This is a genomic window from Streptomyces sp. NPDC020965 (genome assembly GCF_044333555.1).
Taxonomy (GTDB): Bacteria; Actinomycetota; Actinomycetes; order Streptomycetales; family Streptomycetaceae; genus Streptomyces.
Genome location: NZ_JBIRRE010000017.1, coordinates 26,613 through 52,518, shown reverse-complemented (window position 1 = coordinate 52,518; position 25,906 = coordinate 26,613). Strand labels below are relative to the sequence as shown.

Below are 25,906 nucleotides of genomic sequence, written 5' to 3'. Positions count from 1 at the left end.
CACACCCGTACGAGGGGGATTTGTGCGTAGAACAGCGTTTCCTGTCGTCACCGCGCTCGGCATGGCACTGCTGCTTCCACAGCAGCCCGCGGCAGCGACGACCGTGACTACCGAACAGCCACCGGCCTCCGGTCAGATCCAGCATTTGGGCCCGGGTCAGTACACGTCGGACACCCAGTCGTTCGAAGTCAGCGAGAGCGATGCGACCGTCGGCATCATCGGCCGCGAACACGTCGTCACCGCCCAGGCGGGCGGCCTCGCCAAGCCGGAGTCGGCCCCCGCCTCCCGCGCCGACATGGGCGTCTTCGGCCCCGGTTGGAAGGCGGAGTTCCTGGGTGGCCAGCTCAACCGCAGGCTCGACCAGCAGTCGGGCGCGATCGTGGTCACCGACCTCGGCGTGGGCGAATCGCTCCGCTACGACCTGACCAGCAGCGCGTCCCTCCCCGGAGGAGGGGGCGTCAAGCAGTACCAGGCCACCGACGGCTCCCGCCTCACGGAGACCTCACGATGGGACAGTTCCGCCGGGTCCATGGTCAGCTCCGTGGTCGAGACCCTGGGTGTGGACCTCTCGTCGACCGAGCCGAATGACGACACCTTCACCGACGAGGCGGGCAACCCCATACCCGCCGCCGACCTCAAGCACACCTACACCTGGAAGCAGGCCGCCCCGGGCAGCGACACCTGGCGCGTCACCGGCGTGGGGAGCACGGCCACCGGCACATCGACCATCGGCTACGACCCGCAGGGCCGCGTCACCACCATCGCGCAGCCGGCCGCGGGCGAGGATCCCGCACAGTCACTGGTGATCGGCTACGCGGCCGTCACGACGGCCGCCGGGTCGTCGTTGGGTGACGTCGCGGGCCGCGCCAAGGAGATCACCGTCACCAGCGGTGCCACGAACCAGACGGTCGCCCGCTACGCCTACGACGCCTCGGGCCTGCTGCGCACCGTGACCAACCCGGTCGAGAGCGCCGCACCGGCCGCGACGTACACCTACGACACCACCGGCCGACTGTCCGGCCTCGCCTCCCCGGGCAACGGCGAATGGACCCTTTCCTTCCCCGCCCAGTCCGCGGCGCCCAACGCCCAGCCCGTCGGCCTCGCCCGCCCGGCCTCCGAGTCCACCTTCCAGGGTGGCGCCGGGATCAACGACCCCGGCGCCGTGGCCCCTCCGGCATCGGACCTCACCAGCGGTGAGATCACCGACCCACAGGCGTACCCGCGCCACTGCAACACCCCCGCCTCCTGGATGTGGTACACCAAGGCCGGCTGCGCCGCGTGGGCGGCACACTACGGCTGGAAGAAGCCGTACTGGAAACGGCTCCCCAGCGGCCACTGGGTGGTGGGTGTCAACCGTGACCGCTGCACCCGCGCCGCCGACCGGCCCGCCGGCTACAACTTCATCGCCGCCTGCGATATGCACGACTACGGCTACGGCCTGATCGGCAACACGTACAAGGGCTACCGCTACTACCTCGACCGCTACAAGAAGCCGGCCGTCGACGCCACCTTCTACGTCACACTCCGCGACTACACCTGCTCCGCGTACCGGAACAAGGCGGCCTGCCGCGCCATCGCGTACGCGTACTACAAGTACTACGCCAGGCATGGCAATCCGAGGCACGGCGCCATCGCCACCTGATCCCCCGCACAGCCACCTGACGGAACGTTCCGGAGCCCGCGGGCCGGTTGGCGGAATCCCCCGCCGACCGGCCTCGGTACGCCCGGCACCTTCCCGGCTCCCTCTCGCCACCGCGGGCCCGAACACGCCCGCTTCCTCCAGGAGCGTTCAGTGAAACGACCGATATGGACCGTCGTCATCACCGTGGTGATGACGACGGCACTCGGCGCGGTACCGGCGCGCGCCGCCGCGCCGCAGACCAGCCCCGCCGCTGTGCCCGCGGCAGCGACCACCGCGATCGCCCCGCCGCTGTACGACAGGACCGCCGGCGGCGACACCGTCCGCGTCAACGTGGTCACCGACGACCGTACCGACCTCGCGGGCGCGGCCTCCGCGGGGACCACACTGCAGTCGTTCACCACCCTGCCGATCGTCACCCTCGACGTGGACCGGGCCGGTCTGGACCGGCTGGCCGCCCAGCCCGGCGTCGTCAGCGTCACCGAGGACATGGCGGTACCGCCGACCCTGAACGAGAGCGTCCCGCGGATCGGCGCCAACAAGGCACACGCGGCCGGCAGGACCGGTGCGGGCAGCGCGATAGCGGTCCTCGACACCGGCGTCGCCAGCGGACATCCCTTCCTGGCCGGCCGGGTCGTCGCCGAGGCGTGCTTCTCCACGATCAATCCCGCCAAACATGCCACCAGCCTCTGCCCCAACGGCACACCACAGCAGCAGGGCCCCGGCTCCGCCGACTCGGGAACCGGGGCCTGCGCGACCATCACCAACTGCGACCACGGCACCCATGTCGCCGGCATCGCCGCGGGCGGCAGCGCCGTCGCCGGAGGACCCAACTCCGGTGTCGCCCCGGGCGCCGACATCGTCGCCATCCAGGTGTTCAGCAAAATCGACTCCCCCGAGGTATGCGGCCCCTCAGCCCCCTGCGTCATGAGCTTCGACAGCGACCAGATCGCCGGACTGGAGAAGGTCCTCCAGCTCAAACAGGCCGGGACACCCATCGTCGCGGCCAATCTCAGCCTCGGCATGGGGGATCACGTCACCGCTTGTGACACCGACCCGATCAAACTGGCCATCGACAGCCTGCGCGCAGCCGGTGTGGCCACCGTGATCGCGGCCGGGAACAACGGTCACCCGAGCGCGGTCAACGCGCCCGCCTGTGTGTCCTCCGCCATCGCGGTCGGCTCCACCAGCGATGACGACCAACTGTCCGGCTTCACCAACCGGGGCCCCCTGCTGGACCTCCTCGCCCCCGGCACCAGCATCACCTCCTCCGTCCACGGCGGTGGTTACGCCATCAAGAGCGGCACTTCCATGGCCGCCCCGCACGTCGCCGGAGCGTTCGCGGTCCTGCGCCAGGCATTCCCCGACAGAAGCCTCACCAGCCTGGAGGCGCTGGTGAAGGCCAGCGGAAAGACCATCACTTACACCGGTGCCGCCACCTCCCGCGTCGACATCGGACAGGCCCTGCGCGGCACACCCCCTCCGGTGGCCGACTACGACGGTGACGGCCGCGACGACATCGCGACCTGGTACGACTACGCCGACGGCCGGGACGCCGTGCACCTGTGGTCAGCCGGCGCGGACGGCAGGCTCCAGGCACCCACCACCGCCTACACGTCCGCGGCCGGCACCTGGGACGCGTCCCGCACCAAGCTGATCAACGGCGACTTCAACGGCGACCGCCGAGGCGACATCGGCCTCTTCTACGGATATGCCTCCGGCGAGGTCAAGCTCTTCACCAAGTCGGGCAAGGCGGACGGCACCTTCACCCCCGCCAGCGAGTCCTGGACCGCGACCGACTGGACCTTCGCCCGTATGAACCCCCGTACCGGCGACTTCAACGGTGACGGCCGCACTGATATCGCCGTCTGGTACGACTACGCCGACGGCAGCGACAAACTCTTCACCTTCCTCGCCCGTCCGGACGGCGGCTTCGCCCACCCGATCTCCTCCTGGCACCGTGACACGGGCTGGACCTTCGCGAACATGAAGCTGACCAGCGGCGACCACAACGGTGACGGCCGCGACGACCTGGCCGCCATGTACTTCTACAGCACCGGTGAGGTCAAGCTCTTCACCTTCCTCGCGCTGGCGACCGGCGGCTTCGACAACACCCAGATCCCCGGCTACACCAGCACCAACTGGGGCGCCAAGGAACGCACCAGCACCGTCTCCGGTGACTTCGACGGCGACGGCCGGGACGAGGTCGCCGCCTGGTACGACTACGCCGACGGCACCGATGCCCTGATCACCTTCTCCTCGAACGCCCAGGGTGTCCTCGGCAACCGAACCGTCGCCTGGCAGGCCCCCGTCGGCCACTACACCCGCGATCACCTCACCCTCACCAGCGGCGACTTCAACGGCGACGGCCATACCGACCTCGCCGCCCTCTACGGTTACGCCGACGGCTCGATCAAGATGCTCACCTGGCCCGCTTCCCCCACCGGTACCTTCACCGGCCCCCTCCACGGCGCGGGCAAGACCACCGGCTGGACCTACGGCAACATGCGCCTGTTCACCCCGTAACGGTGCGCGGGATCGTCGCGGCACGGCTGACCCCGCGCCCGGCCGGCCGTAGCACCCGAGGGCCAGGGGCGTCGCGCCCGCCGGGGGGCCCAGCGGGACAGGGGAGCAGCGGGAGGTCATCGGCCCCCCGGACCACGGCGAACGCCCCGGCCACGCATGGTCGGGGCGTTCGGGCGCCCAAGGGCGAACGGCGAGATCCGCCCCGGCCCCGGCCTCTTGTGCCACGGCCGGTCGAGGGTCTTCCTCAGGATGGAGAAGTCCCCGGAGTCCGGGTCCCCGATGTACCGGTAGAGGGTGGGCCGTTCCGGAGATCCCCCACGTACCAGCCGCCTACGGGCAGCCGTGGGCACCGTTGCCGTGAGCCCCGTGGTGATGCGTCGGGACGGAGCACGGCCATTGGCACGCCGAGCCCATGAGTACTCCGGCCGTGGAGGCTGAGTACGCGCACGGGTGCGCGGCCCCCGGTCCGTGGCGAATGATCGGCGTCATGAACGACACCCCACCGCGACCACCCGCGACACGTACCGCCGGGGAGAAGGACCGCACGCGGGTGTGGTCCCTGGCGGCCGCCGGCCTCTTCGTGCCGACCGTGCTGCTGGTGTTGGTGATCACTTACTCGTCCGGGAGCGCCTCGCGGTGCCTCACCTACGGGCAGGAGTGCGGCTGGCAACCCCCCGAGTGGATGCTTCCCTGGTCCCTGGGGATGGCCGCAGCGGCTTGCCTGACGACGCTGGCAGCGCCCACGGTGCGGGTGCGCCGAGCGGGGCTCTCGGTGCAACTGATCGCACAGGGAACGGTCTTGGTGGCGTTCTTCGCCAATGGCTGAAGGCGGCTGTGGTCCGTGTCGACATCATCAGCCGCCGGGCGACGGCGGAGCGCGCCGCCGGGGGGCACCGGGACGGGACGCGGTGCCCACGGCCGGTTGAGGTCCGGCTGCTCCTGGAGGACTCAGGCTGCCGTTCTGGCGCCGGGCCGACGCCGTACCGTGCAGCGCGTCACGCGGGGTCGCCGTCCTCGGGGAGGACGAAGGTGCGGTGCGTTGGGCGCGGTCAGGCCCAGCAGGCGGAACTCGTCGTCGTCGGGTCCCGGGACGACGAGACGCACGACAGCCTGAGACCGCTCCCCGACAGGACGACGACCACGGGCATGGTGACACCCCCGCTCCCTCCGGGCGTCGGACGGCGCGGGAGTGTCCGTGGTCGGCGCCCCGGGAGGCGGGGGTAAATGAGTGGTGGTGCGGGTGGTGCGGATGCAGGATGCGGGGTGCGGTGGTCGCGCCCCTTCTGGTGGACCAGGGGCCGCCCCCCCCATCGCCGGGGGGCTGGATGTGCGCCCCCGGGTGGAAATCATCAACTCCCGGCCAGGGGGAGCGGTCGCCGACCCATAGCCGGGGACAGCCTTCGACAGCGCACGACACGACATTTCGGAGCCGCCCATGACCTCCGCCTTCTCCCGACGCAGCCTCCTCCTCTCCGCCGGAGGCGCGGGCGCCACCGCCCTCGCACCCACGCGAGCCACCGCTGCACCCTCGCGGCGATCCGCCGCGTTCGTCATCCACAACGCCCGGGTGCTCACGGGCGTCCGGGGCCAGCGGCCCCGGGAGGCCATCGCCGTCGGGCGGGACGGCACCGTCCTCGCGACCGGGGCGTACGACCTCGTACGGCGATGCGCCGGGCGCGACACCGACATGGTGGACGCCTCCGGTGCGACCGTCATGAGCGGCATCGTCGATGGTCACGCCCATCCCCTCGGCGCGGGCTCCGAGTCACTGCTCCCGAGCCTGGAGCACGCGCAGCTGACGGTCGACCAACTGCAAGAGCGGCTGACCGGCTTCCTTGCCGCGGAGCCTCAGGAGCCGGACGGCTGGCTGGCCGTCGGGGCCTGGAATCCGGTCGGGCTGCTGCCGACCGGTACCCAGCCGCACCGCCGATTCCTGGACGCGCTTCCCACCCGGCGCCCCATCGCGCTCTTCGCCGCCGACGGTCACAGCACCTGGGTGAACGGGCGTGCCCTCGATCTTGCCGGGATCACGGCTGCGACTCCCGACCCGCCCGGGGGCGAGATCGTCCGCGACGGTGACGGATCGCCCACCGGCTGGCTCACCGAGGATGCGCAGGCGCTGGTGGAGTCGCTCATTCCCGCCCAGCCGGACGGACCGCTCCACGACGCCTGTGCCCGGATGCTCGCGCACGCCGCGTCGCTGGGCGTCACCACGTTCCTGGACGCCCGGGCCACCGAGTCGCAGCTGGACATCTATGAGGCGTTGGCCGTCAGCGGGCGGCTGCCGCAGCGGATCGCCCCGGCGCTCTGGCTGGACCCGGAGGAGATCCGGGACCCGGCCGCCGCGCTGAGCTGGCTGCGGCGGACGCGGCGGCGCTACCGGGAAGTGCCCGGACTGCGCTTCGGGCCGGTGAAGGTCTTCCTGGACGGGGTGATCGAGCATCCCAAGCTCGACGCGGCCCTGCTGGAGCCGTATCTCGACGGTGCCGGGCGGCCCACCGACCACATCGGGGAACTCCGGGCCACCCCCGCCGACTATCGCCGACTGGCCGTCGTGCTCGACCGCACGGGCTGGCAGCTGCACACCCATGCGATCGGTGACCGCGCGGTCCGTACCGCGCTCGACGGCGCCGAGGCGGCGCTGCGCGCCAACGGACGGCGGGACAACCGGCACACCGTCACCCACTGCCAGCTCGTCCACCCGGACGACTACCGGCGCTTCGCCCGGCTCGGTGTGGTGGCGTCGATGCAGTTGCAGTGGGCGGCGCGCGACACCTTCACGATGGAGGCGCTGTTGCCGTACATCGGCCTGGAGCGCCATCGCCGCCTCTACCCGTCGCGCAGTCTGGAACGCGCGGGTGCCGTGATCGCCGGGGGCTCGGACTGGCCGGTCGATCCGCTGGAGCCCTGGAACCAGTTGCGGACCGCCATCGACCGGGAGGGCGCGCACGCGGGTCAGGGCGCCCTCTACCCCGAGCTGGAGGGACTCAGCCGGGCCGCCGCGTTGCGGGCGCACACGGCGAACGCGGCGTATCAGTTGGGGCTGGACCGGATCACCGGACGGCTGACGCCGGGGCGCGCAGCCGATCTCATCCTGCTGGACCGTGATGTGACCCGGGTGCCGGTGCGGGAGATCAGCGACACCCAGGTGCGGCTGACGTTCGTCGGCGGACGGTGTGTGTACGACGCGGAATCGGCGGCCGGGAAGACCGCGCGTACGTCAGTGAACGCGGTGGCGAGGGCAGCGGCCTGCGGGTGCTCAGCGCGCCGACGCTGAGCCGGGCGGCACAGGGATCACCCCCGCACTCGGCAGCGGCAGGCCCCTCAGGGCGACCTCCTTCCCGGCGAAGTCCCGCGTGCACGGCGGCCCCGGCCAGGCCATCGAGTACACGTCCACCGGAGCGAGCGGCAAGAAGGTCACGTCTCCGGCCCGCTCTTCGCCCCGGCCGGACAGCCGCCCGAGGACGGCTGGTACCCCACCACCGGCTAGGACTTGTCCTGTCGATCGTGTTCTGAGCCAGATGGTGAGGGCTGCGGCGGTGTGCGGCGCCGGGGTGGACGTGGCCGCGTCTGTCGTGGCGGGTGCCGACTGCCCGGGCCTTCCTGAGCCGGTTGACGGCCCGTTCGACGGTGGTGCGCTTCTCGCACCGCTCTTCGTCCAGGCGCGGGCGGGGCGGCGGGGTCCCGCGGAGGTCAGCCGGCCGGGATGGCGACGAGGAGGTCACCGACCGTGCCGTGGGCGGCGGGACAGTAGTACTCGCGGATGGATGCGTCCCAGGCGGCGGAGGCGACGCGGTCCTCGTCATCAGGACCGAGGGCGTCGAAGAGCGCCTGGATGTTGGCCGGCGAGAAGCCGATCGCGAGCATCAGCGCGACGAACTCCCCCCGCCCCACCCGACCATCCCCCCGCAGATCGCCGACGGTGGACAGCGCGCCAGCGAACTCGGCAGCGGCACCGTCGAACCGCTCGGGTGCCAGTACACAGGCCACGTACTCATCGAAGTCGACCTTGCCGTCGCCGTCCGTGTCCAATGCGCCGACCAGGGTGTCCCAGTACCGGCGGAACGCCGCCGCCATTGCTTCCTGGGCCGCCGGCTCCGCGCCCGGGACGGCGTTCCGCACCCGGCCCGCCATCAGCTCGAAGTCCTCTGCCTCCAGGACGCCGTTGCCGTTGGCGTCGAAGAGGGTGAAGACGAGTCGGACCCGGTTGAGTGCTTCCGTCCGCATCGGGGATACCGCCTTTCATGAAGGCGACACACCAGGGAGTGGCGTGTCGTGGAGTCGCGGTTCCCCCACTGTGGCCCCCCGACCCGGATAACCCTGCGGCCCGTACCCCAATCCACCGGATCGGGTGAACGCGGGGCGCGGGAGCGGCGAATGGCGCGACGAGGGTGTCACCGCCCTCCGTCACAAGCGAGGCAAGCCCCGCCGCCGACCGGTTCGGTCTGACCCTCGACACCCAGGTCGAGCATGCCGGACATCGCCGTTCGGCCCCCCGCCGGATTGCGCCGAACTCGGGCATTGGCCTACACCAAGCCGCCCCGCCCCCGTATCCTCATCCGTAGCCAGCAGCACACCCCCCACACCCAGTTGCGTGCTGGCGCACGGGCGTCCCCCACCACTTTGCCCGAGCAGCCGGGTGACCTCCCCACTCGCCGCCTCTAGGAGGCTCACGGTGAAAGTTCCCACCAGAAGCTCGGCGATCATCGGCACCATCTGTCTCGTCGCGTCCCTCGCCCTGACCACGGCGTCCGCGGACGAGCCCGCCGCGCGTAAGCAGGCGAAGGTCGTGCTCACTCACGTGGCCACGGCCAAGAATCCCATCGCCGGTGCGGCCGGGCCCGGCGACACCGTCTGGATAGCCGAACGCGCGGGCACTGTAAGGATTCTGGACGACAAGGGGCTCAGCAAGCCGGTCCTCGACATAACCCGCGAGACCACGAACGAAGGCGAACGGGGCCTGCTGGGAATCGCGTTCGACAACAAGTTCAAACACTTCTACATCTCGTTCACGAACCTCGAAGGCACCAGCACCATAGACGAGTTCGCCGTGAAGCGCGGCAAGATCCAGCCGGAGACCCGGCGCACCGTCCTCACCCAGACGCAGCCGTACTGGAACCACAATGGCGGTGACATCAGGTTCGGCCCCGACGGCTACCTCTACATCGCCTTCGGCGACGGCGGCGCGGGCGGGGACCCGCACGGCTACGGACAGAAACTCGACACGCTGCTCGGCAAGATGGTGCGGATCGACCCCGCAGGCGGAAAGCCGTACGCGATCCCGCCGGACAATCCGTTCGTCAACGATCCGAAGGCGAAGGACGAGATCTGGGCCTACGGGCTGCGCAACCCGTGGCGATTCTCCTTCGACGCGGGCACAGGCGATCTGCTGATCGGCGATGTCGGCCAGAGTGACTGGGAGGAGATCGACTGGGCCTCCGCGGACAGCAAGGGCGGCGAGAACTACGGCTGGTCCCAGATGGAGGGCACCCACCCCTTCCGGGGCGGCATCGAGCCCGCCAACCACGTGCCGCCGGTCCACGAGTACGACCGTAACGGGCTGGGCTGCTCGGTGACCGGCGGGTACGTCTACCGCGGTCGCGAGATCCCGGCCCTCAAGGGGCAGTACCTGTTCAGTGACTACTGCGACGGAAACGTTCGCGCTCTGCGGATGAAGAACGGCAAGGTGACCGGCCAGAGCGACCTCGGAGTCAACGGCGGCGAGGTCATCTCGTTCGCCCAGGACGGCGATGGTGAGCTGTACGTGCTCGCCATCGGCGGCACCATCTCCCGCATCGATCCGGCGTAGGGCTGCTGACTGACTGCCAGGAGATCCCGGTCAGACGGCCACCGTCTGACCGGGATCTCATCGTTCCATGGCAGGACGGACTGAAGGTCACCGCGGGCACGCGTATCTGAACGGGTTGGCCCGGACCGAAATCGGTCCGGGCCAACCCGTTCAGCGGTTCTCTGTCCTCGGTCCGGGTGTCAGCGGTCCTGAGGCACGCGAGCGCTGTCCTGGTCCGGTGTCCGGTCGGCGGCCCGTCCCGTGTCGGAGTCCTGCCGCAGGGCGGGCGCGGCGGCCGGGCGGGCGCCATGGTCGAAGACCGCGCCGATGACGACCACGATGCCTCCGGCGATGAGGATGAGGGAGACGCCCCAGGTGGCGTGGGTCACGCTGGCGCCGACTATGGCCAGGGCCGCCAGTGGGGCCAGGCCGCCCGAGAGGGCGGCACCGATCTCTCGTCCGGTGCCGACTCCGCTGACCCGGACGTCCGGCGGGAACTGGCGGGAGAGGAAGGCGCCTTGTGGGGCGAACATGGCCGGTGCCAGCACACCCGTGGCGATGATCAGGCACAGCCAGATCACGGTGGAGTTCCGTGTGTCGAGCAGAAGGAAGAACGGAAAGGCGAAGAGCACCGAGGCGATGCCGCCGCCCGCGAGTACCCTGCGGCTGCCGAAGCGGTCGCTGGCCCAGCCGAACAGCGGCACGGTGACGATGGCCGTGGCACTGGCCAGGGTGATGCCGAACGCGCCGACGCTCGGCGAGACGTTCTGGAAGTCCGAGAGGTAGGCCAGCGAGAAGGTCTTGAAGATGTAGCTGAGGGCGTTGTATCCCAACGAGACGGCCAGGACCACGAGGAGTCCGCGCCGCTGCTTGCGCAGCAGGGTGACGAACGGAAGCTGTGGGGCAGCTTTCTGCTCCTCCTTCTTCTTCTTACTGTTGTGGAAGTCGGGCGATTCGGGCACGCGACTCCGCACCCACAGACCCACGCCTGCGAGGGCGAAGCTCGCGACGAACGGGACGCGCCAACCCCAGGTCAGGAGTGTCTGCTCGTCCAGGGTGGTGAGCACCGTGACGGTCAGCGACGACAGCAGCAGTCCGAGGTTGAGTCCCAGGGCCGGCCAGGCGCCCTGTCGGCCGCGCCGGTTCTCGTCGGCGTGCTCGTAGGCGACCACTGCCGCGCTGCTGTACTCGGCTCCGGCACCGAGGCCCTGGAAGATGCGCAGGATCACCAGGGCGACAGGCGCCGCGACGCCGGCGGTGTCGTACGTGGGAAGCAGACCTATCAGCCCCGTGGAGATGCCCATCAGGACGAAGGTGACGATCAGTACGCTTCGTCGGCCGATGCGGTCGGCGAGGTGACCGAACATGATGCCGCCCAGCGGGCGGGCGAGGAAACCGGCCGCGAAGGTCGCGAAGGCGGCCATGGTGCCGGTCGCGTCGTCGGACTGCGGGAAGAAGATCTTTCCGAAGACCAGCGCGGCCATGGAGGCGTAGAGGTAGAAGTCGTACCACTCCAGCGCGGAGCCCACGATGGTGGCGGTGGCGACCCGGCGGCGGGCGATAGCGGGGGGCGGTCCGGGGTCCTGAGCGGCTGTGTGCGGGGCGTGCGCCATGAGCTGTCCTCGATCACCGTTGAAAAAGAGGGTCAGAGACGGGGAAGGGGAGGGAAGGGGAGAGGGGAGAGGAGGAGTGGGGGAGAGAGGGAGCGGTCAGGCCGCGGCGGACTCTTCGCGTACGGTCCGGGCGGCATCCCCGTGGCCGAGCTGTTCGAAGACGTCGGCCGCGATCCGGCTCCCGATGTGGAGGCTCGACGTGGCCGCGGGTGACGGCGCGTTGAGCACGTGGACGGCGCGCGGGGTGCGGCTGATGACGAAGTCGTCGACCAGTCGCCCGTCCGCCGTGACCGCTTGTGCGCGTACGCCGCTTCCGTGCCGCCGCATATCCCTGCTCTCGATCTCCGGGACCAGGCGGCGGACGTCGCGGACGAACAGCGGCCAGAACAGCGACCGGCTGATCTCGGTGACCCCGTGCCGCCAGAAGCGCCGCGTGAGACCGCGCAGGGCCGGGTCCCGGAGCAGTTCACTCACCATGCGGGGGTCCACGTCGCGCCAGCGGTAGCCCTGGCGGGCCAGCGCGGGCACGGCATTGGGCCCCACATGGACCGAGCCGTCGAGCATGGGGGTGATGTGCACCCCGAGGAAGGGCAGTTCGGGGTCGGGCACCGGGTACACGGGGTTGTTGACCAGCCCTCGGCGACCGGGCCTGATCTCGGCGTACTCGCCGCGGAAGGGCATGATCCGCACGGTCGGGCGGTCACCGGCCGCCGCCGCGATCTTGTCGCTGTGCAGACCCGCGCAGTTCACGAGGGTCCGGGCCCGGATCTCCTCACCGGGCGTTCGGATCACGGTCCGGTCCGCGGTGGCGCTGAAGGAGAGCGCCGGTGACCGAAGGCGCAGCTCCGCGCCGAGCACGGTCAGCTCGGCCGCCAGCGCTCGGCACACCTGGGCGAAGTCGGTCATCGCGGTGTCGGCGACCGACAGCGCGGCCACCCCGGCCACATGCGGTTCGCGCTCGGCGAACTCGGCGCGGCTCAGCCGCTGCACCGTGACACCGTTCGCTCGGCCGCGCTCCGCGAGCGCGTCCAGGCCGGGGAGTTGGGCCGTGGACGTGGCCACCACGAGCTTTCCGGTGCGCTTGACGGGCACCTCGTGCTGCTCGCAGTAGCGGATCATCTCCTCGCCGCCGGCCCGGGCCAGCCGGGCCTTGAGGGAGCCGGGCGCGTAGTACAGGCCGCTGTGGATGACATTGCTGTTGTGCCCGGACTGGTGGGCGCCCCAGTGTGCCTCCTTCTCCAGGACCGTGACGGACAGGTCGGGCCTGGTTCGAAGGAGCGCCCGAGCGGTGGCGAGCCCGAGCAGTCCTCCTCCGATGACGGCGACGTCGACGGCACGTGACATCCGGCAGCCCTTTCTGTGGCGAGATGTGAGATGCGCAGCGGCTGTATACATTCGCTGCTGGCGGAAAGTGAATGTATACAGCCGCTGCGGTGATGCACAAGAGATAGAGTGCCGAGGTGACCCGAGCAGCCCGCACCCCCAGCACGAGCAGTAGCGCCGGCGTCATCGCCGAACAGCTACGCACCTCCATCCGTGACGGCGGGCTGCTCCCGGGCACCCGTCTGGTGCAGGAGAAGCTCGCGACCGAGTTGAAGGTCAGCCGTATCCCCCTGCGTGAGGCCCTGCACGCACTGGCCGCCGAGGGCCTGATCGAATTGCAGCCGCAGCGCGGCATGGTCGTCGCCGAGCTGAGCCACGGTGAGATCGGCGAACTCTTCGAACTCCGGCTCCAGTTGGAACCGCACCTGGCCGACGAGATCGTGCGTGGTTGCCGCGACCGGGACATCGACGAACTCCAGGGCCTCGCCGACGAGATGCGCAGCCAAGGCGCCGATGCCGCGAGCCGGGCCTCCCTCAACTACGAGTTCCACCGGCGGGTGTACGCCCTCTCGGAACAGCGGCTCACCCTGCGCTTCGTCGACCAGATGCTGCACCTCGTCGAGCCGTACAGCCGACGCTGGGCGCGCTCGGGCCACGACCTCGAACGCATCGACGACGAGCACCAGCAGATGGTCGACGCGTTGCGCGACCGTGACGCCGCGGCACTGCGCCGGGTGATCACCGCGCACGTCGAAGGCGCCCGCGATCACGTCATGGCCGCTCAGCAAGGAGAGTGACCGGCTGAGGCGGACCACCTGAGCACCGCGGTCGACCGCGGCCTCGACGGAGCTGCTATGCCCTCACCACCACCCGTACCGACCGATCGGTGTGCCATGCACGTACGCCGTTGGCCGAGCTGCTGCTGACCGGCGGCACGGTCGACGGCTGACCCGGGCGGCGGGAGGTCATCCGCGGCACCCCGCGCAAGGCAGCCGGAGGGACACCGCGCTTCCCGGGGCCGGCCGGCCGCCCCGCCGGGGAACGCGCTGTTGCGGGGGTGTGGGCCGAGTGGCTCGTACGGTGTGCGGATGGTCGTACGTCGCCGGGGGACCCGGCGTCCCGGATATCTCGTGGCCGCCGCGGTGTTCGCCGTGGGCATGATGGGCACCACGCTGCCGACGCCGCTGTACGGGCTCTACCAGGCCGACATCGGATTCTCCGAGTTCGTGGTGACGGTCGTCTTCGCCGTGTACGCGCTGGGGGTCATCACCGCTCTCCTGGTGGCCGGGGACTACTCCGACCAGGTGGGTCGCCGCCCGGTGATTCTCGTGGCCCTGGTCCTGGCCGTGGGCAGCGATCTCTGCTTCCTGTTCGAGGGCGGACTTCCCCTGCTGTTCACCGGACGGCTGTTGTCCGGATTCTCGGCCGGACTGCTCAGTGGCGCGGCGACCGCCGCCGTGTTGGAGCTCGCCGCACCGGACCGCAAGGCGCGGGCGGGGTTCGCCGCCACGGCGGCGAATCTCGGCGGGGTGGGCTGCGGTCCACTGCTGTCCGGAGTTCTCGCGCAGTACGCTCCGGCTCCCCTGCGGCTGCCCTTCGCGGTCCACCTCGCCCTGGTGGTGCTGGTCTGCGTCGCCGCCTGGCTGCTGCCCGAGACGGTCAAGGCCCCCCGGCGGTGGCCGCGCTGGCGGCCCCAGGGGATGGTGGTGCCGCCCGAGGTCCGTGCGGTGTTCCCCTCGGCGGCGCTCGCGGCGTTCTCCGGCTTCGCGCTCCTCGGCCTGTTCACCGCCGTCGCGCCGAGCTTCGTCGCCGAGACGCTGGGGGTGCACAATCTGGCGCTGTCGGGCGCGGTGACCTTCTCCGCGTTCCTCGCCTCGACCTTGGGGCAGTCGCTGACCGGACGGATCGGGGTGCGCCGGTCGCTGCCGGCCGGATGCCTGATCCTGGTGGTGGGACTGCTGCTGGTGGGCGCATCCCTCCTCGCCGAGTTGCTGGTCCTGTTGCTGGCGGGCGCGCTGTTGGGTGGCCTCGGTCAGGGGCTCGCCTTCCGCGCCGGCCTGACCGCGGTCGGCGATGCCGCGCCGCCGGGGCATCGGGGAGCCACCATCTCGGCGTTCTTCGTCGTCGCCTACACCGGCATCTCGGTCCCGGTCGTCGGTGTGGGTGCGCTGACGCTCGGACTGGGCCTGCGGGACGCGGGGCTGGTCTTCACCACGGCGGTGACGGTCCTCGCCCTGTGCGTCGGGCTCTATCTGCTGTACCGACCCCCGATGCCCGCACGGACCGAAGCAAGGGAGGAGTGAGCCGTCGGAGTGTCGCCGCGGTGCGCCCTGCTCCTCATCGGGTACGTCGACACGCGGTCCCCGCGCCGCGGAGAGCCCTGCATAGGGCTCGATGCCCGCGCCGGTACACGGGCGCGGGCATCGAGCATCGTGTGCGTGAGGGCGTCCTTCAGACGGCGGGGTCAGGGTTTGTTCGCGAACACCCATCGGTTGCCCGCCAGCGCGTCGTTCTCCTCGGGGAGCGGGCCGCGCCCGTGCAGGCGGGTGAAGTCGAAGGGGGTGTGGACCGAGGTGGACCAGCCCTTGCCCGCCAGATCACCGGCGGAGTCGGGCCGCGGCTCCCCGTCGAACAGGTTGAGCAGGTCGATGCCGATCTGGTCTGCCGTCGAGGTGTAGAGCCGGCTGTCGCGGTACTCCCACAGGTCCTTCTCCAGCTTGACCTCGAACGCCAGCGCGCTTCCTCCCGTGCTCAACCGGTCCACGGTGTCGATGAGGTAGGTCTCGGCGGCGGGGGGCAGGTAGAAGAGCAATCCTTCGGCCAGCCAGACGCTCGGCGCGCCCGTGTCGAAGCCCGCGTCGACGAGCGCGCCGACCCAGTCGGCGCGCAGATCGATCGGTATCGGTACGCGCGTCGCCTTCGGGGCCGCCGACAGCCCGTCGAGCACCCGGTGCTTGAACGCCAGTACGCCTTCCCTGTCCACCTCGAAGACCACGCAGCCGGACGGCCAATCGAGTCGGAACGCCCGCGAGTCCAGCCCCGCCCCGAGCAGGACGACCTGACGGGCGTCTCCCGTGTGCACCGATCGCAGGAGGAAGTCGTCGAGGACCCGCGTCCGCAGTCCGAAGTAGCGCGCGAATCGCCCCCACAGCGGGTTCGCGTCCCCGCCGGGAACCTGTTGGATGCGGAGCGGCCACCCGGCGCACGCGGAGGCGGCGCGCACGAAGTGCTCCGCGTAGACGTCCTGTGCCAGGGAGTCATGGCGGACGGTCTCGATCGCCCGTGCCGCGGCGACCAGGAGAGCGGTGAGGCCGACACCTTCCTCCACGCCTTCCGTACCTTCCACGCTGGTTTTCCGAGGCGTTGTGCCGACCATATGTCCTCCTCCGGGCGGGCCGAGACCGCTGGCAGCGCCGCGGGACGGCGGTCGATCGGGGACGATCGGACGGGTGACGGCGTCGGGCGCCTCGTCCATCGGGTCCAGCGGGTTCATCGGCTTCCCCCTTCCGGAAGCAGGACGGGTTTGACCACACGACCCGCTTCGCAGTCGTCCTCGGCTTCGTTGACGTCGGTGAGCGGGTACGTACGGATCAGCTCGTCGAAGGGGAACCGCCCCGCCTGCCACAGCCCGATCAGCCGTGGAATCAGCAGTCGCGGCACCGCGTCCCCCTCACAGATATGGAAGATGCTCCTGCCCTGGTCCAGCGCGCCCGGTTCGATCGGCAGCGTGGTGGGGAGCCGTGCCACCAGACCGAGAGAACCGGTCGGACGCAGCGCCCGCAGGGCGTTGTTGATGAGCTGGGCGGAGGCCGTGGTGTCCAGTGCGTACTGCGCGCCGCCGTCGGTGAGGCGCCGGATGCGGCCGGCCAGGTCGGCCGATGAGGCGTGCAGGGGGAGGGCGCCGAACCGCTCGGCCAGGGCCAGTCGTTCGGGACGCCGGTCGACGGCTAAGGTCACCACCCCCGAGGCGGTGGCGGCCATCACAGCGGCCAGGCCCACCGCCCCCGCGCCGAAGACCGCGAGGGTGTCGCCGGGCCCGACGCCGAAGGAGTGGAAGACCGCTCCGGCGCCGGTGAGGAATCCGCAGCCGAGCGGTCCGAGTAACTCGACGGGGAGCGCGGGGTCGGTCCGGACCGCGTTGCGGGCCGGGACCACCGCGTACTCGGCGAACGAGGACTGGCCGAACCACCGAGGGGCCAGTTCGCCCCCGGCCGCATCGGTGAACCGTCCGGCGTGTTCCTTGCGCCCCCCGAAGAGGTTGAGCGAGGCGAAGGAGTCGCAGTAGGCGGGGGCGGCGCGTACGCAGCTCCGGCAGTGTCCGCAGGAGTCGAAGCTCAGCACGACATGGTCGCCCTCGCTCAGGCCGGTGTGCGGGCCGCCCGTCTGCACCACGACCCCGGACCCCTCGTGGCCCAGCACCGCGGGCAGCGGTGAGCGGCCCGCCGAACGCCGGACCGCGAGATCGGTCCGGCACATCCCGCAGCCCGCGATCCTGACCAGGACCTCATCGTCGGCCGGCCCCGCATGGAGGGCGACCTCCTCGATGGAGAATCGGCCCTCGGCCGAGCGCAGTACCGCCGCGTTGAACCTCATCGTCACGCCTCCTCGGGACGGTGGAGGACGAACGGCCTGAGGTTCCCGTAGAGCCCCCACGGCCCGCCCGCGACGCCGACGCCGCTCTCCTTGACGCCAGCGAAGGGCTGGGCGAGGGACAGTTCGGCGTGGTGGTTGAGCCATGCCGTCCCGCACTCCAGCCGACCGGCCACCGCCTCGGCCCGGTCGAGATCGGTCCCCCACACCGAGCCGCCCAGCCCGAAACCGGTGTCGTTGGCCATCTCGACGGCGTCATCGAGGTTCCCGTACGGCAGCACCGGTAGGACCGGTCCGAACTGCTCCTCCGTCACCACCGGGCTGTCAGGGCGGACATCGGCCAGGATCGTCGGGGCGTGGAAGTAGCCGGGTCGGTCCAGCCGGTGGCCACCGGCCACGGCTCGGGCACCGGCTGCCAGGGCCCGGGCCGTGAGGCGCTCGACCCGGGCGAGCTGAGGCGCGTTGTTGAGCGGGCCCAGTTGGGTTCCCGGGGCGAGGCCGGCTCCGACGACGACGGCCCTCGCGCGCTGCGCGAGGGCCTCGACGACGTCGGAGTAGAGCCGGGCCGGGGCGTAGACGCGCTTGACCGCCATACAGACCTGCCCGCAGTTGCGGAACGCCGCCCAGAACAGTCGGTCCGCGATCCGCTCCACGTCCACGTCCTCCAGCAGCACGGCGGCGTCGTTGCCGCCCAGCTCCAGCGTGACCCGGGCGAGGGAGGTCGCCGCTGCCTCCGCGACGGCCCGTCCGACGGGCACCGAGCCGGTGAAGGTCACATGCCGGATGCCTGGATGGGCGGCCAGGCGGGCGCCGAGGGGCTCGTGTCCGGTGACGATCGTCAGCACGTCCTCGGGGAGGGCTGCGGAGACGACGGACCCCAGCAGCCGGGTGGCGAGGGGCGTGTGCGGGGAGGGCTTGAGCACCACCGTATTGCCCGCGGCGAGCGCGGGCGCGAACTTCGCCGACGCGAGCTGGAGGGGAAAGTTCCACGGGACGATCGCTGCGACGGGCCCGAGTGGGCGCCAGCGGATCTCGCCGCGCACCGCCACGCGGTCCGAGAGCGTCCGGGACTCGGGGGCGAGCTCGGCGAAGTAGCGCAGCCTGGCGGCCGTGCGGGCTACCTCCGCGTACGACTCGGCCAGGGGTTTGCCCTGTTCACGGGTGAGCAGGGGAGCGAGGTCCACCCCTGCCGCTTCTATGGCGTCGGCCGCCGCGAGCAGCGCGGCGGTGCGGGCGGCCGGGTCGGCGCGCCAGCCGCGCCAGGCGTCATGGGCCCGGGCGACGATCGTGTCCAACTCGCCCGGCTGTTGGTCGGGAGCCTCCCCGAAGGCATCGCCCGTCGCCGGATCGAGCACGGTGAAGTGCTTGCCGAGGTTCCCGGCGGTGAGAGGGGGCTGATGTGTCGCCATGCCGGTGGTCAGTTCCCGCCGGTGACAACGGCCGCGTACTCCCGGGCGTGCCGGTCCATCTCCGCCCGGAAGGCGGCCACCGCCTGCGGCTGAATCCTTCCCGCGGTGCGGTCGCCCCCCTCGCAGACCGCCCCACGCACTCCCACGATGTCGGTCCCGATACGGGTCAGCGTGCCGAGGTCGCCCACCTGTACGCTGCCCGCGAGCGCGGCGAGCAGACCGGCTTCATGGGCCCGGCGGACGAACTCCCCGCAGACGTCGGGCGGAACGTGATCGAACAACCGTGTCCCGTCCTTGACCGCGGTGTCGAGCATGGCCGCGTCGGAGCCGGAGCGCCGCGCGATGTCGGGCAGTGCGAGCGGGTTGACACACCCGATCCGGTGGGCGTCGGCGTAGCCGGAGGCGACGACGAACGCGTCCGGCCGATAGTCCTTCACCGCCCGGACGACCCCTCGCATGACATCGATGGCCTGGTCGGGCGTGGTGCAGCCGTACAGACCGACCTTGATGTACGTCGCTCCGGAGACGGCCGCACCGAGCGCCGCCTGGGCCACTGTGCCGGGCTTGTACGGTACGTCTCCCACCGTGGCGGAGACCGGTTTGTCGGCTGGGATCGCCTCGCGGATCTCTCTGATGACCCATGGGTAGTTCGCGCCGAGCGAGCCCTCGTCGGGCTTCTTGACGTCGACGATGTCGAGGTGCTCCGCCGCCTTTGCGCAGTCGAGTGCCTCCTCGACGCTGTCCGGGGAGATGAGAAGCAACAACGTGGACCCCTTCCACCGCATGTGCACCTGGCCGGGGGACAGGCGTGCGGAATCGACTGGATCATTCGCGGTCTGCCCATCATCACGGGGGCCCAGGGTGCTCGTAAGGGCGCACGGCGTTCGCATGGGTACTACCGTGGCGTACGCCCATGCGCCGTGTGCGCCGGTCTTGAATCAGCCAACCGACCGAACCGACTCCGCTCGCGCTCTGCCTCGGTGACGGCGCCCTGCGTGGGCGCCGTCACCTCACCGTCGGCGCGGTCCACCCTGCTGACCCGCGCCCACCGTCGCCGGGTTGGGTGGACGGCGCCGTCCGGCCTGTCGGGTCCTTCTGTCTCCGCGGGTACGGGGCTGGCGGGTCGCGTGCCCCGCACCGGGAGGGCGAGTTCGAGGGCTCCACCTGGTGCCGTCCGCCGACGGGGGGTGTCCACGACCGGGATCACTGGTCAGTCAACGGTTCCCAACCCGTTCGTCTTCTCCGTGCCCGGCCGGGCGGTCTGCGGCCCCGCGGCCGGTGCAGTGTCATTCCGGCTCTCCAGGACGACAGCCGGCTCCAGCGGGGAGGCGAGCTCCTGGCCCTTGCTGCGGGACGCCCAGTCGCGGATTCCGATGACCACCATGACGAAGAAGATCGCGTAGACGATGCCGGAGAAGTACAGCTCGGAATGGATGGCGAGGGGAATTCCAACCAGGTCCACGGCCAGCCAGGCGAACCAGAACTCCACGTACCGGCGGGCCTGGGTGTACATCGCCAGGATCGAGCCGACGAATATCCAGGCGTCTGCGAGGACCATCCACCAAGGAGCACCCGGGTAGAACGACGCCTCGGCCGTCTTGAGCAGTGCGCCGAACGCGAAGGTCCCGGCGACCATGGCGACGAGCAGCACCGAGCGCTCCCGCCACGAAGCCCAGCGGACGTTGATCGTGCCTTCCTTCTCCCTGCTGCGCCGCCAGGTCGCCCAACCCCACGATGCCGATACTATGATCACGACCTGTCGGGCGGCGTTTCCTCCGAGATCGACGTTCAGGCTCGCGATCAACAGGAGTATCGACCCGAGGATCTGCACCGGCCAGGCCGTGAGTGATCTTCGCAGCGCCAGCCAAACGGTGGCGAGCGCCAGGATGTTGCCGAGGAAATCGGACCAGTAGACGGGAAATCCGAAGAAGCTGAACTGCTCATTCAGCCACTGGAATGCACTCATGACTCACACCTTTGTTCGAACGGAGCAAGGCGGGGAGTGGGGGGCTGTGGACCCGGACCGGGCCGGTCAGGACGCGGGGAGTCGGCAGTGCGTGCCGGGTCCGTGTGGAGTGGTACCTCAGTTGGAGACGGTTTTCCCGTAGGCGTCGAGCGCGCCGGTGAGGACGCGGCGCCCGCGGTCGGAGGCGAGCACTGCCTCCGACCGCAGGACGTCCTGCTGGGCGGCGCGTATCAGATCGTCGGGCGACGCGAACTTCACCGTGTCCCGAATCCGTGCCACGAACCACAGTCCGACGCGCTCTCCGTAGAACTCGTCCGATGTGTCGTGGCAGTACACCTCGACGTGTACATCCGTCGTATCGCAGAAGGTCGGGTTCGACCCGATACTGATCGTTCCCTGGTGGACGACGCCGGTCGAGTGGCGTACGACCCAGCCGCTGTAGATCGCGGATGGTGGGACCCGCGAGCCGGGGTCGGCCGCGACGTTCGCGGTGGGGAAGCCGAGCCCATGGCCCCGACCGGCACCGCGCACCACCGCACCCGTGAGGTGCGCGTGGACCGTCAGGGTGTCATCCATGGGGAGTGAGCTCGCGGAACTGGCTGGTGTGGAAGACCAGCGGCTCCACACCGGAGAACAACTCGGCCGTCAGCAACTCCATGAGCACGATCTCGTGATCGCCGCCGTCGTAGGTCGCGCTCACCCGGGCCGTCAGCCAGAGTGCGGCGTCCTCGATCACGACGGCGCCCTCGGGCGTCGCCTTCCACGCGACGCCGTCAAAGCGGTTGACCTCCCGGGACGCCAGGCGTCGACACACCGCACCCTGACCGTGGCTGAGCACACTCAGCCCCAGCACGGGTGCCCCGACGAGGCGCGGCCAGGTGGTCGAGGTGCGGGCCACACTGACCGCGGCCATGGGCGGTTCGAGCGAGATCGAGACGAACGAATTCGCCGCGAACCCGACCGGCTCGTTGCCGCGCAGCGCGCTGATCGCGACGACACCCGTCGGGTAGGCCCCGAACGCCCGTCGCAGCGTCGCCGCGTCCAGCTCCATCGGCGCGGATGCCCCCGGCGGGGTGTGGGCAGACGTGGCCATGGTCTTCGACATCCTCTCGTCGCGCGTTCTGTTCTCAGTGCCTGTACTGCGCGGCGGGGTGGCTGGCCGGCAGCGCGCGGTCGGCTGCTCCGGTGAGCCGCTCACGCAGGCTCTCGCCCTCCGTGTACTCCCCGCGGAAGACTCCACGGGCCCGCAGGATCGGCAGGACCGACTCGACGAAGTCCGTCGTCGAGACGGGCTGGACCGTCGGGGACAGCAGGAATCCATCGAGGTCGGCACCCTCCGCGAGCGCGCAGATCTCATCGGCGATCTCCTCGGCCGTGCCGACGACGGGCCGCGCTCCGACGCCGTGGGTGTGCCAGTCGGCGAGGACGTCGCCGACCGTCTTGTCGGAGAAGCGGGCCACCTGGGTCTGCGACAGCTCGGTGGAGAGATCCGCCATGGGCGTCTCGGGCGCGTAGGACGAGAGGTCGAGCCCGGTGAACATGGCGTAGCTGGCGACGGTCACCTCGGACCGCTGAGCGTCGAGGATCTGCCGATAGCGCCGCTCCGCGTCGGATGTCGTCGCACCCACGACACAGGAGAACGCCGACATCACCTTCACGTCGTCGGCTCGACGGCCCGCCTTGACCGCCTCTTCGCGGATGGACGCGGTGTGTCCGGCGAGCTGCTCGATCGAGCCGCTTCCGACGAACATGCATTCGCCGTGTCGGCCGCCGACCCGGCGACCGGCGGGCGATGCCCCCGCCTGGAACAGAACGGGCGTGCCCTGCGGGGAACGCGCGGTGTTGCCGTACCCCTGCGAGCTGAAGAACGGGCCCTTGTGCGTGACGAGGTGCACCTTGGCGGGGTCGGCGAACCGTCCGTCCTTGTCCTTCTCCAGCGCGTCCGGCTCCCAGGCGCCTTCCCAGTACTTGTAGACGACGTCGAGGAAGTCCTCGGCCATCCGATACCGGTCGTCGTGGTCCACCATGTCCATGCCGAACGCCTTGACCGCGGTGTCTGCGGTGCCGGTCGTCACGATGTTCCAACCGATGCGGCCACCGGAGAGCTGGTCGAACGTGGCCATCCGGCGAGCGAAGGCGTACGGGGGTTCCACCAGGGCGGAGCCCGTCACGACCAGACCCAGGTTGGTCGTCGTGGACAGCAGCGCCGACGCCACGACGATCGGGTCGAGCCGCGGGAGGTCGAGGGACTCCTCCGTGGCTATCGGCGGGCGCGTGCCGTCGATCTCGGACCAGCCCCACGCATCGGCGAGGAAGAGGAAGTCCAGCTTGGCGTCCTCGCAGACCGCGGCGAGCTCCTGCCAGTACTCAAGGGTGTCGAAGAGGTGCCGTCGACTCTCGGGGTGACGCCACGTGGCCGTGCCGCTCGAATTGGCCTGTGCGTTGTCGAACACGCCGATCTTGAGGTTTCTCATGAGTGGTTCTCCGTAGTGCTGGTGGTGGACCCGCGGCGCGTCAGGGAGCAGAGGCGGTACGGGTACGTCGAGCTGGGCCGCGTGCGGCCTGGAGGTGCGTGTGCCGGGGTGGATGGCGGCGTGCGACGCCGATGCGTACGGCGCGTTCGACCGCGACCCGACGGTGGGTGTCGCGTCCGAGCGCGTCCGCGAGGGCCGCGGAGGGTGTCGTCGGCACCCACGGTGCGTTCACACCCCTTGGCGGAGCAGGGGTCATGCGTGGTGTTGGCGCTGTGTGCGCCTAATTCGGGGCGGCTCGTCCGCCCCGATCGTCACCGTGACGGCGCGACGATTTCAGACAGATCTCGCGCGTCATCGGCGGCGGGAGCCGGTTGGGGCCGCGTAACTGAAGCGGGTTTCCCGAGTTCGCCGAGGATGCGGGTACGGACCTGGAGGTGGAGACCGGCGGCCGGTACCCGCGAGCCGATCGGGCGAGCGGGGCGGGTCCGGGGAGCCTGCTCTGTTCAGGGGTCCCGTCAGGTCGCGGCAGGTCCTTGACGGTCAGGACGAAGTCCCGGTTCACCGAACCGACGACACTGGTATGCGACATGCGAGCTCCTTGGGAGATCGATTTCCGACATGCTGTACCAGCGCACCCGTGGCGTCAAGTAGCCTCGTGCTGCCCAGCCGCCCCGCCACCGTGGCGCAGGCCCACTGACGGAGAAGGACACCTACGTGACAGCGCCCCGACTGATCGACGTGGCCAACGCCGCCGGCGTCTCCCGCGCGACGGCATCACGTGTTCTCGCCGGCACACAACGAAACGTCGATCCCGACCTCGCGCGCCGCGTCGAAGAGGCCGCGGAGCGGCTTGACTATCAGCCCAACCACTCGGCCCGAGCGCTGCGCACCGGCGCGACCGGCACCATCGGTGTCATCGTTCCCACGCTCGCCAACCCGTATTTCGTCCAACTCGCCGATGCCATCGCGCAGCATGTGCGCGCTGTCGGCGGCGCGCTCGTGGTCTCCGACGCGGCGAACGACACCGCGATCGAGGCCGAGCAGATCGACACCCTGCTCGGTGGCCGGGTGGACGGCCTGTTCGTCATCCCCGTATCCGCCAGCGCCTCAGGGCCCGCCATCCGTGAGGCCGCCCGGCGCCGCCCCGTCGTCCTCTTCGACCGATGGGCCAGAGGGTCCGGCACCGTCGCTGTCACCCTCGACAACGTGTCCGCGGTGAAGCTTCTCGTCGATCACCTGGAGGAGATAGGAAGGCGCCGCATCGCCCTCGTCGCCGATCAGACCTCGTCCTCGGGGGCCGAACGGCTGGCGGCCTTCACCAAGTTGCAAGGGTCCGGAGCCACCACCATCCTTCTGCCCGATTTCACCACCGACGCAGGGCGAACGGCAGCGCGCCGCATCATCGAGCAGCGCGACCGGATCGACGCGGTCGTCTGTGGAGCGGACGTCCTCGCGGTGGGGCTCGTGAGCACGCTGCACCGTTCATCGGTGGCGGTGCCCCGGCAGATCGCCGTCACTGGATTCGACGACACCGAGATGCTCAAGTTGCTCGACCCGCCCATCACGTCCATCCGTCACCCGCTGTCCGTCATGGCCGAACGCGGACTGACGCTGCTTCAGGCGCCCGGCGGTGAACGAACCGAACGGGTTGAGAGGTTTCCCCCTCAGCTCGTCGTTCGTGCCTCCACGAGCGAACTCTGACGAATCGTCATATCGCTGGGGCGCGACATCACTTCGACCTCTCCCTGCCGGGCCGGGCGGGCTGCCCACCGTCAGCGTTGTTCTCCGGGAGAACGCGGGACGGGAGACGTTCGGGCGGAGGGAAGGCGGCCCAGCGACCTGGTCCGGCCGTGCGGTGTGAACTGACAGCATGGACTCATGGACGATGCAGTGGACTTCGGTGATTTCCGCGTTCGCCGCGCGAGTGCGTCGGAGTCGGACGCGCTGATGCGGATCGACGCGGTCGCGCTCGAAGGTGACGTCGCGCGACAGGAGCGCATCCGAAGGTGGTGCCGGCAGGGCCTGGCGGTCGTGGCGGAGGACGCGTCTGGCCTGCTTGGTTACTGCGTGGTTGAGTACACGTTCTTCGAGCAGGGCTTCGTTTCCATGCTGATGGTTGCCCCATCGGCCCGCAGCAGAGGTATTGGTCGTCAGTTGCTGGACGCGGTGGCGACCTCGTGCACGACTCCGAAGCTGTTCACCTCGACCAATGTCTCCAATCAGCCGATGCAGCGGTTGCTCCACCGGGCTGGCTGGAGCCCGGTCGGCCTTCTTCACGGCCTCGATGAGGGCGACCCGGAACTGTTCTACCTCTGGCGACCACGGAGCGGGCGGACGCACCCGTGATCGGAAGCGCGGTTCCCGTACTGACAGCACGGTGACAACCAGCCACATCGACGTCCCACCCGCACCCCTTCATCGGCTGGTCAAGGTGGTCTCCTGATCCTCAGCCGCCCCGTTCATTGGAAGACTGGACCGCGGGTTTCATGGCGGAACGTCCGACGTCGTCAGCCGCAGCGAGCGAGCGGTGACCGTGCGTGAGCGGGTGGAACGGTTGGCTGGTGCTGCAGGTTCGTGA

Annotated in this window: 20 protein-coding genes; 9 read left to right on the top strand and 11 right to left on the bottom strand. The window is 70.3% G+C overall.

Translation table 11 applies throughout. From position 1 onward, the window contains the following. The first annotated feature begins 22 nt into the window (after window positions 1-22). The 4 genes from ACH4S7_RS34500 (at window position 23) to ACH4S7_RS34485 (ending at window position 7,442) form a co-directional block, all read left to right on the top strand. A complete protein-coding gene (locus ACH4S7_RS34500; RefSeq protein WP_398525351.1) occupies window positions 23-1,642 on the top strand; it encodes a phospholipase A2 in 1,620 nt (539 codons plus the stop codon). Between the two features lie 150 nt (window positions 1,643-1,792). After that, window positions 1,793-4,165, top strand: a complete 2,373-nt coding sequence (locus ACH4S7_RS34495) for a S8 family serine peptidase (RefSeq protein WP_398525350.1) — start codon at window positions 1,793-1,795, stop codon at window positions 4,163-4,165. Between the two features lie 487 nt (window positions 4,166-4,652). Next, window positions 4,653-4,991 (top strand): hypothetical protein, encoded by a 339-nt coding sequence (locus tag ACH4S7_RS34490; protein ID WP_398525349.1) that lies wholly within the window; start codon window positions 4,653-4,655, stop codon window positions 4,989-4,991. Window positions 4,992-5,600: 609 nt separating this feature from the next. Beyond that, window positions 5,601-7,442, top strand: coding sequence for an amidohydrolase (locus ACH4S7_RS34485; protein WP_398525348.1), 1,842 nt, complete (start codon window positions 5,601-5,603; stop codon window positions 7,440-7,442). A 416-nt stretch (window positions 7,443-7,858) separates the two neighbouring features. Here the strand turns inward: ACH4S7_RS34485 and ACH4S7_RS34480 are convergent, their stop codons facing one another. Then, window positions 7,859-8,392, bottom strand: a complete 534-nt coding sequence (locus ACH4S7_RS34480) for an EF-hand domain-containing protein (protein ID WP_398525347.1) — start codon at window positions 8,390-8,392, stop codon at window positions 7,859-7,861. Window positions 8,393-8,840: 448 nt separating this feature from the next. On the opposite strand from ACH4S7_RS34480, the gene ACH4S7_RS34475 reads away from it, so the two are divergent. Next, a complete protein-coding gene (locus tag ACH4S7_RS34475) occupies window positions 8,841-9,974 on the top strand; it encodes a PQQ-dependent sugar dehydrogenase (RefSeq protein WP_398525346.1) in 1,134 nt (377 codons plus the stop codon). A 179-nt stretch (window positions 9,975-10,153) separates the two neighbouring features. Here ACH4S7_RS34475 and ACH4S7_RS34470 read toward each other — a convergent pair whose 3' ends face one another. Both ACH4S7_RS34470 and lhgO read right to left on the bottom strand, forming a co-directional pair. After that, on the bottom strand, window positions 10,154-11,566 hold the full coding sequence (locus ACH4S7_RS34470) for an MFS transporter (RefSeq protein ID WP_398525345.1): 1,413 nt from the start codon (window positions 11,564-11,566) through the stop codon (window positions 10,154-10,156). A gap of 96 nt (window positions 11,567-11,662) precedes the next feature. Further along, window positions 11,663-12,910, bottom strand: a complete 1,248-nt coding sequence (gene lhgO, locus ACH4S7_RS34465; RefSeq protein ID WP_398525344.1) for an L-2-hydroxyglutarate oxidase — start codon at window positions 12,908-12,910, stop codon at window positions 11,663-11,665. Window positions 12,911-13,026: 116 nt separating this feature from the next. Between lhgO and ACH4S7_RS34460 the strand changes: the two genes are divergently transcribed. Continuing rightward, window positions 13,027-13,686: a GntR family transcriptional regulator gene (locus ACH4S7_RS34460; RefSeq protein ID WP_398525343.1), complete on the top strand. Its 660-nt coding sequence runs from the start codon at window positions 13,027-13,029 to the stop codon at window positions 13,684-13,686. Between the two features lie 291 nt (window positions 13,687-13,977). Then, entirely contained in the window at window positions 13,978-15,192 is a 1,215-nt protein-coding gene (locus ACH4S7_RS34455; RefSeq protein ID WP_398525342.1) for an MFS transporter, read from the top strand. Between the two features lie 161 nt (window positions 15,193-15,353). Here ACH4S7_RS34455 and ACH4S7_RS34450 read toward each other — a convergent pair whose 3' ends face one another. From ACH4S7_RS34450 to ACH4S7_RS34415, 8 genes are all read right to left on the bottom strand, one after another. Then, window positions 15,354-16,265, bottom strand: a complete 912-nt coding sequence (locus tag ACH4S7_RS34450; protein ID WP_398525341.1) for a class I SAM-dependent methyltransferase — start codon at window positions 16,263-16,265, stop codon at window positions 15,354-15,356. Window positions 16,266-16,378: 113 nt separating this feature from the next. Further along, window positions 16,379-17,482 carry an NAD(P)-dependent alcohol dehydrogenase gene (locus ACH4S7_RS34445; RefSeq protein WP_398525340.1) on the bottom strand — a complete coding sequence of 368 codons (1,104 nt, stop codon included), beginning with the start codon at window positions 17,480-17,482 and terminating at the stop codon, window positions 16,379-16,381. 2 nt (window positions 17,483-17,484) lie between these two features. Continuing rightward, window positions 17,485-18,888, bottom strand: a complete 1,404-nt coding sequence (locus tag ACH4S7_RS34440; protein ID WP_398525339.1) for an aldehyde dehydrogenase family protein — start codon at window positions 18,886-18,888, stop codon at window positions 17,485-17,487. Window positions 18,889-18,896: 8 nt separating this feature from the next. Further along, window positions 18,897-19,673, bottom strand: a complete 777-nt coding sequence (locus tag ACH4S7_RS34435; RefSeq protein ID WP_398525338.1) for a (5-formylfuran-3-yl)methyl phosphate synthase — start codon at window positions 19,671-19,673, stop codon at window positions 18,897-18,899. A gap of 425 nt (window positions 19,674-20,098) precedes the next feature. Next, a complete protein-coding gene (locus ACH4S7_RS34430; protein ID WP_398525337.1) occupies window positions 20,099-20,854 on the bottom strand; it encodes a nicotinamide riboside transporter PnuC in 756 nt (251 codons plus the stop codon). A 117-nt stretch (window positions 20,855-20,971) separates the two neighbouring features. Next, window positions 20,972-21,430 carry a riboflavin kinase gene (locus ACH4S7_RS34425; protein ID WP_398525336.1) on the bottom strand — a complete coding sequence of 153 codons (459 nt, stop codon included), beginning with the start codon at window positions 21,428-21,430 and terminating at the stop codon, window positions 20,972-20,974. Beyond that, on the bottom strand, window positions 21,423-21,947 hold the full coding sequence (locus tag ACH4S7_RS34420) for a flavin reductase family protein (RefSeq protein ID WP_398525335.1): 525 nt from the start codon (window positions 21,945-21,947) through the stop codon (window positions 21,423-21,425). Before ACH4S7_RS34420 ends, ACH4S7_RS34425 begins: the two co-directional genes overlap by 8 nt. Window positions 21,948-21,981: 34 nt before the next feature. After that, the gene (locus ACH4S7_RS34415; protein WP_398525334.1) at window positions 21,982-23,328 is read right to left on the bottom strand and encodes an NtaA/DmoA family FMN-dependent monooxygenase; all 1,347 of its coding nucleotides are present in this window, start codon (window positions 23,326-23,328) and stop codon (window positions 21,982-21,984) included. A gap of 714 nt (window positions 23,329-24,042) precedes the next feature. Between ACH4S7_RS34415 and ACH4S7_RS34410 the strand changes: the two genes are divergently transcribed. Next, window positions 24,043-25,029 (top strand): LacI family DNA-binding transcriptional regulator, encoded by a 987-nt coding sequence (locus ACH4S7_RS34410; protein WP_398525333.1) that lies wholly within the window; start codon window positions 24,043-24,045, stop codon window positions 25,027-25,029. 177 nt (window positions 25,030-25,206) lie between these two features. Further along, window positions 25,207-25,674, top strand: a complete 468-nt coding sequence (locus tag ACH4S7_RS34405; RefSeq protein ID WP_398525332.1) for a GNAT family N-acetyltransferase — start codon at window positions 25,207-25,209, stop codon at window positions 25,672-25,674. Window positions 25,675-25,906: the final 232 nt, after the last annotated feature.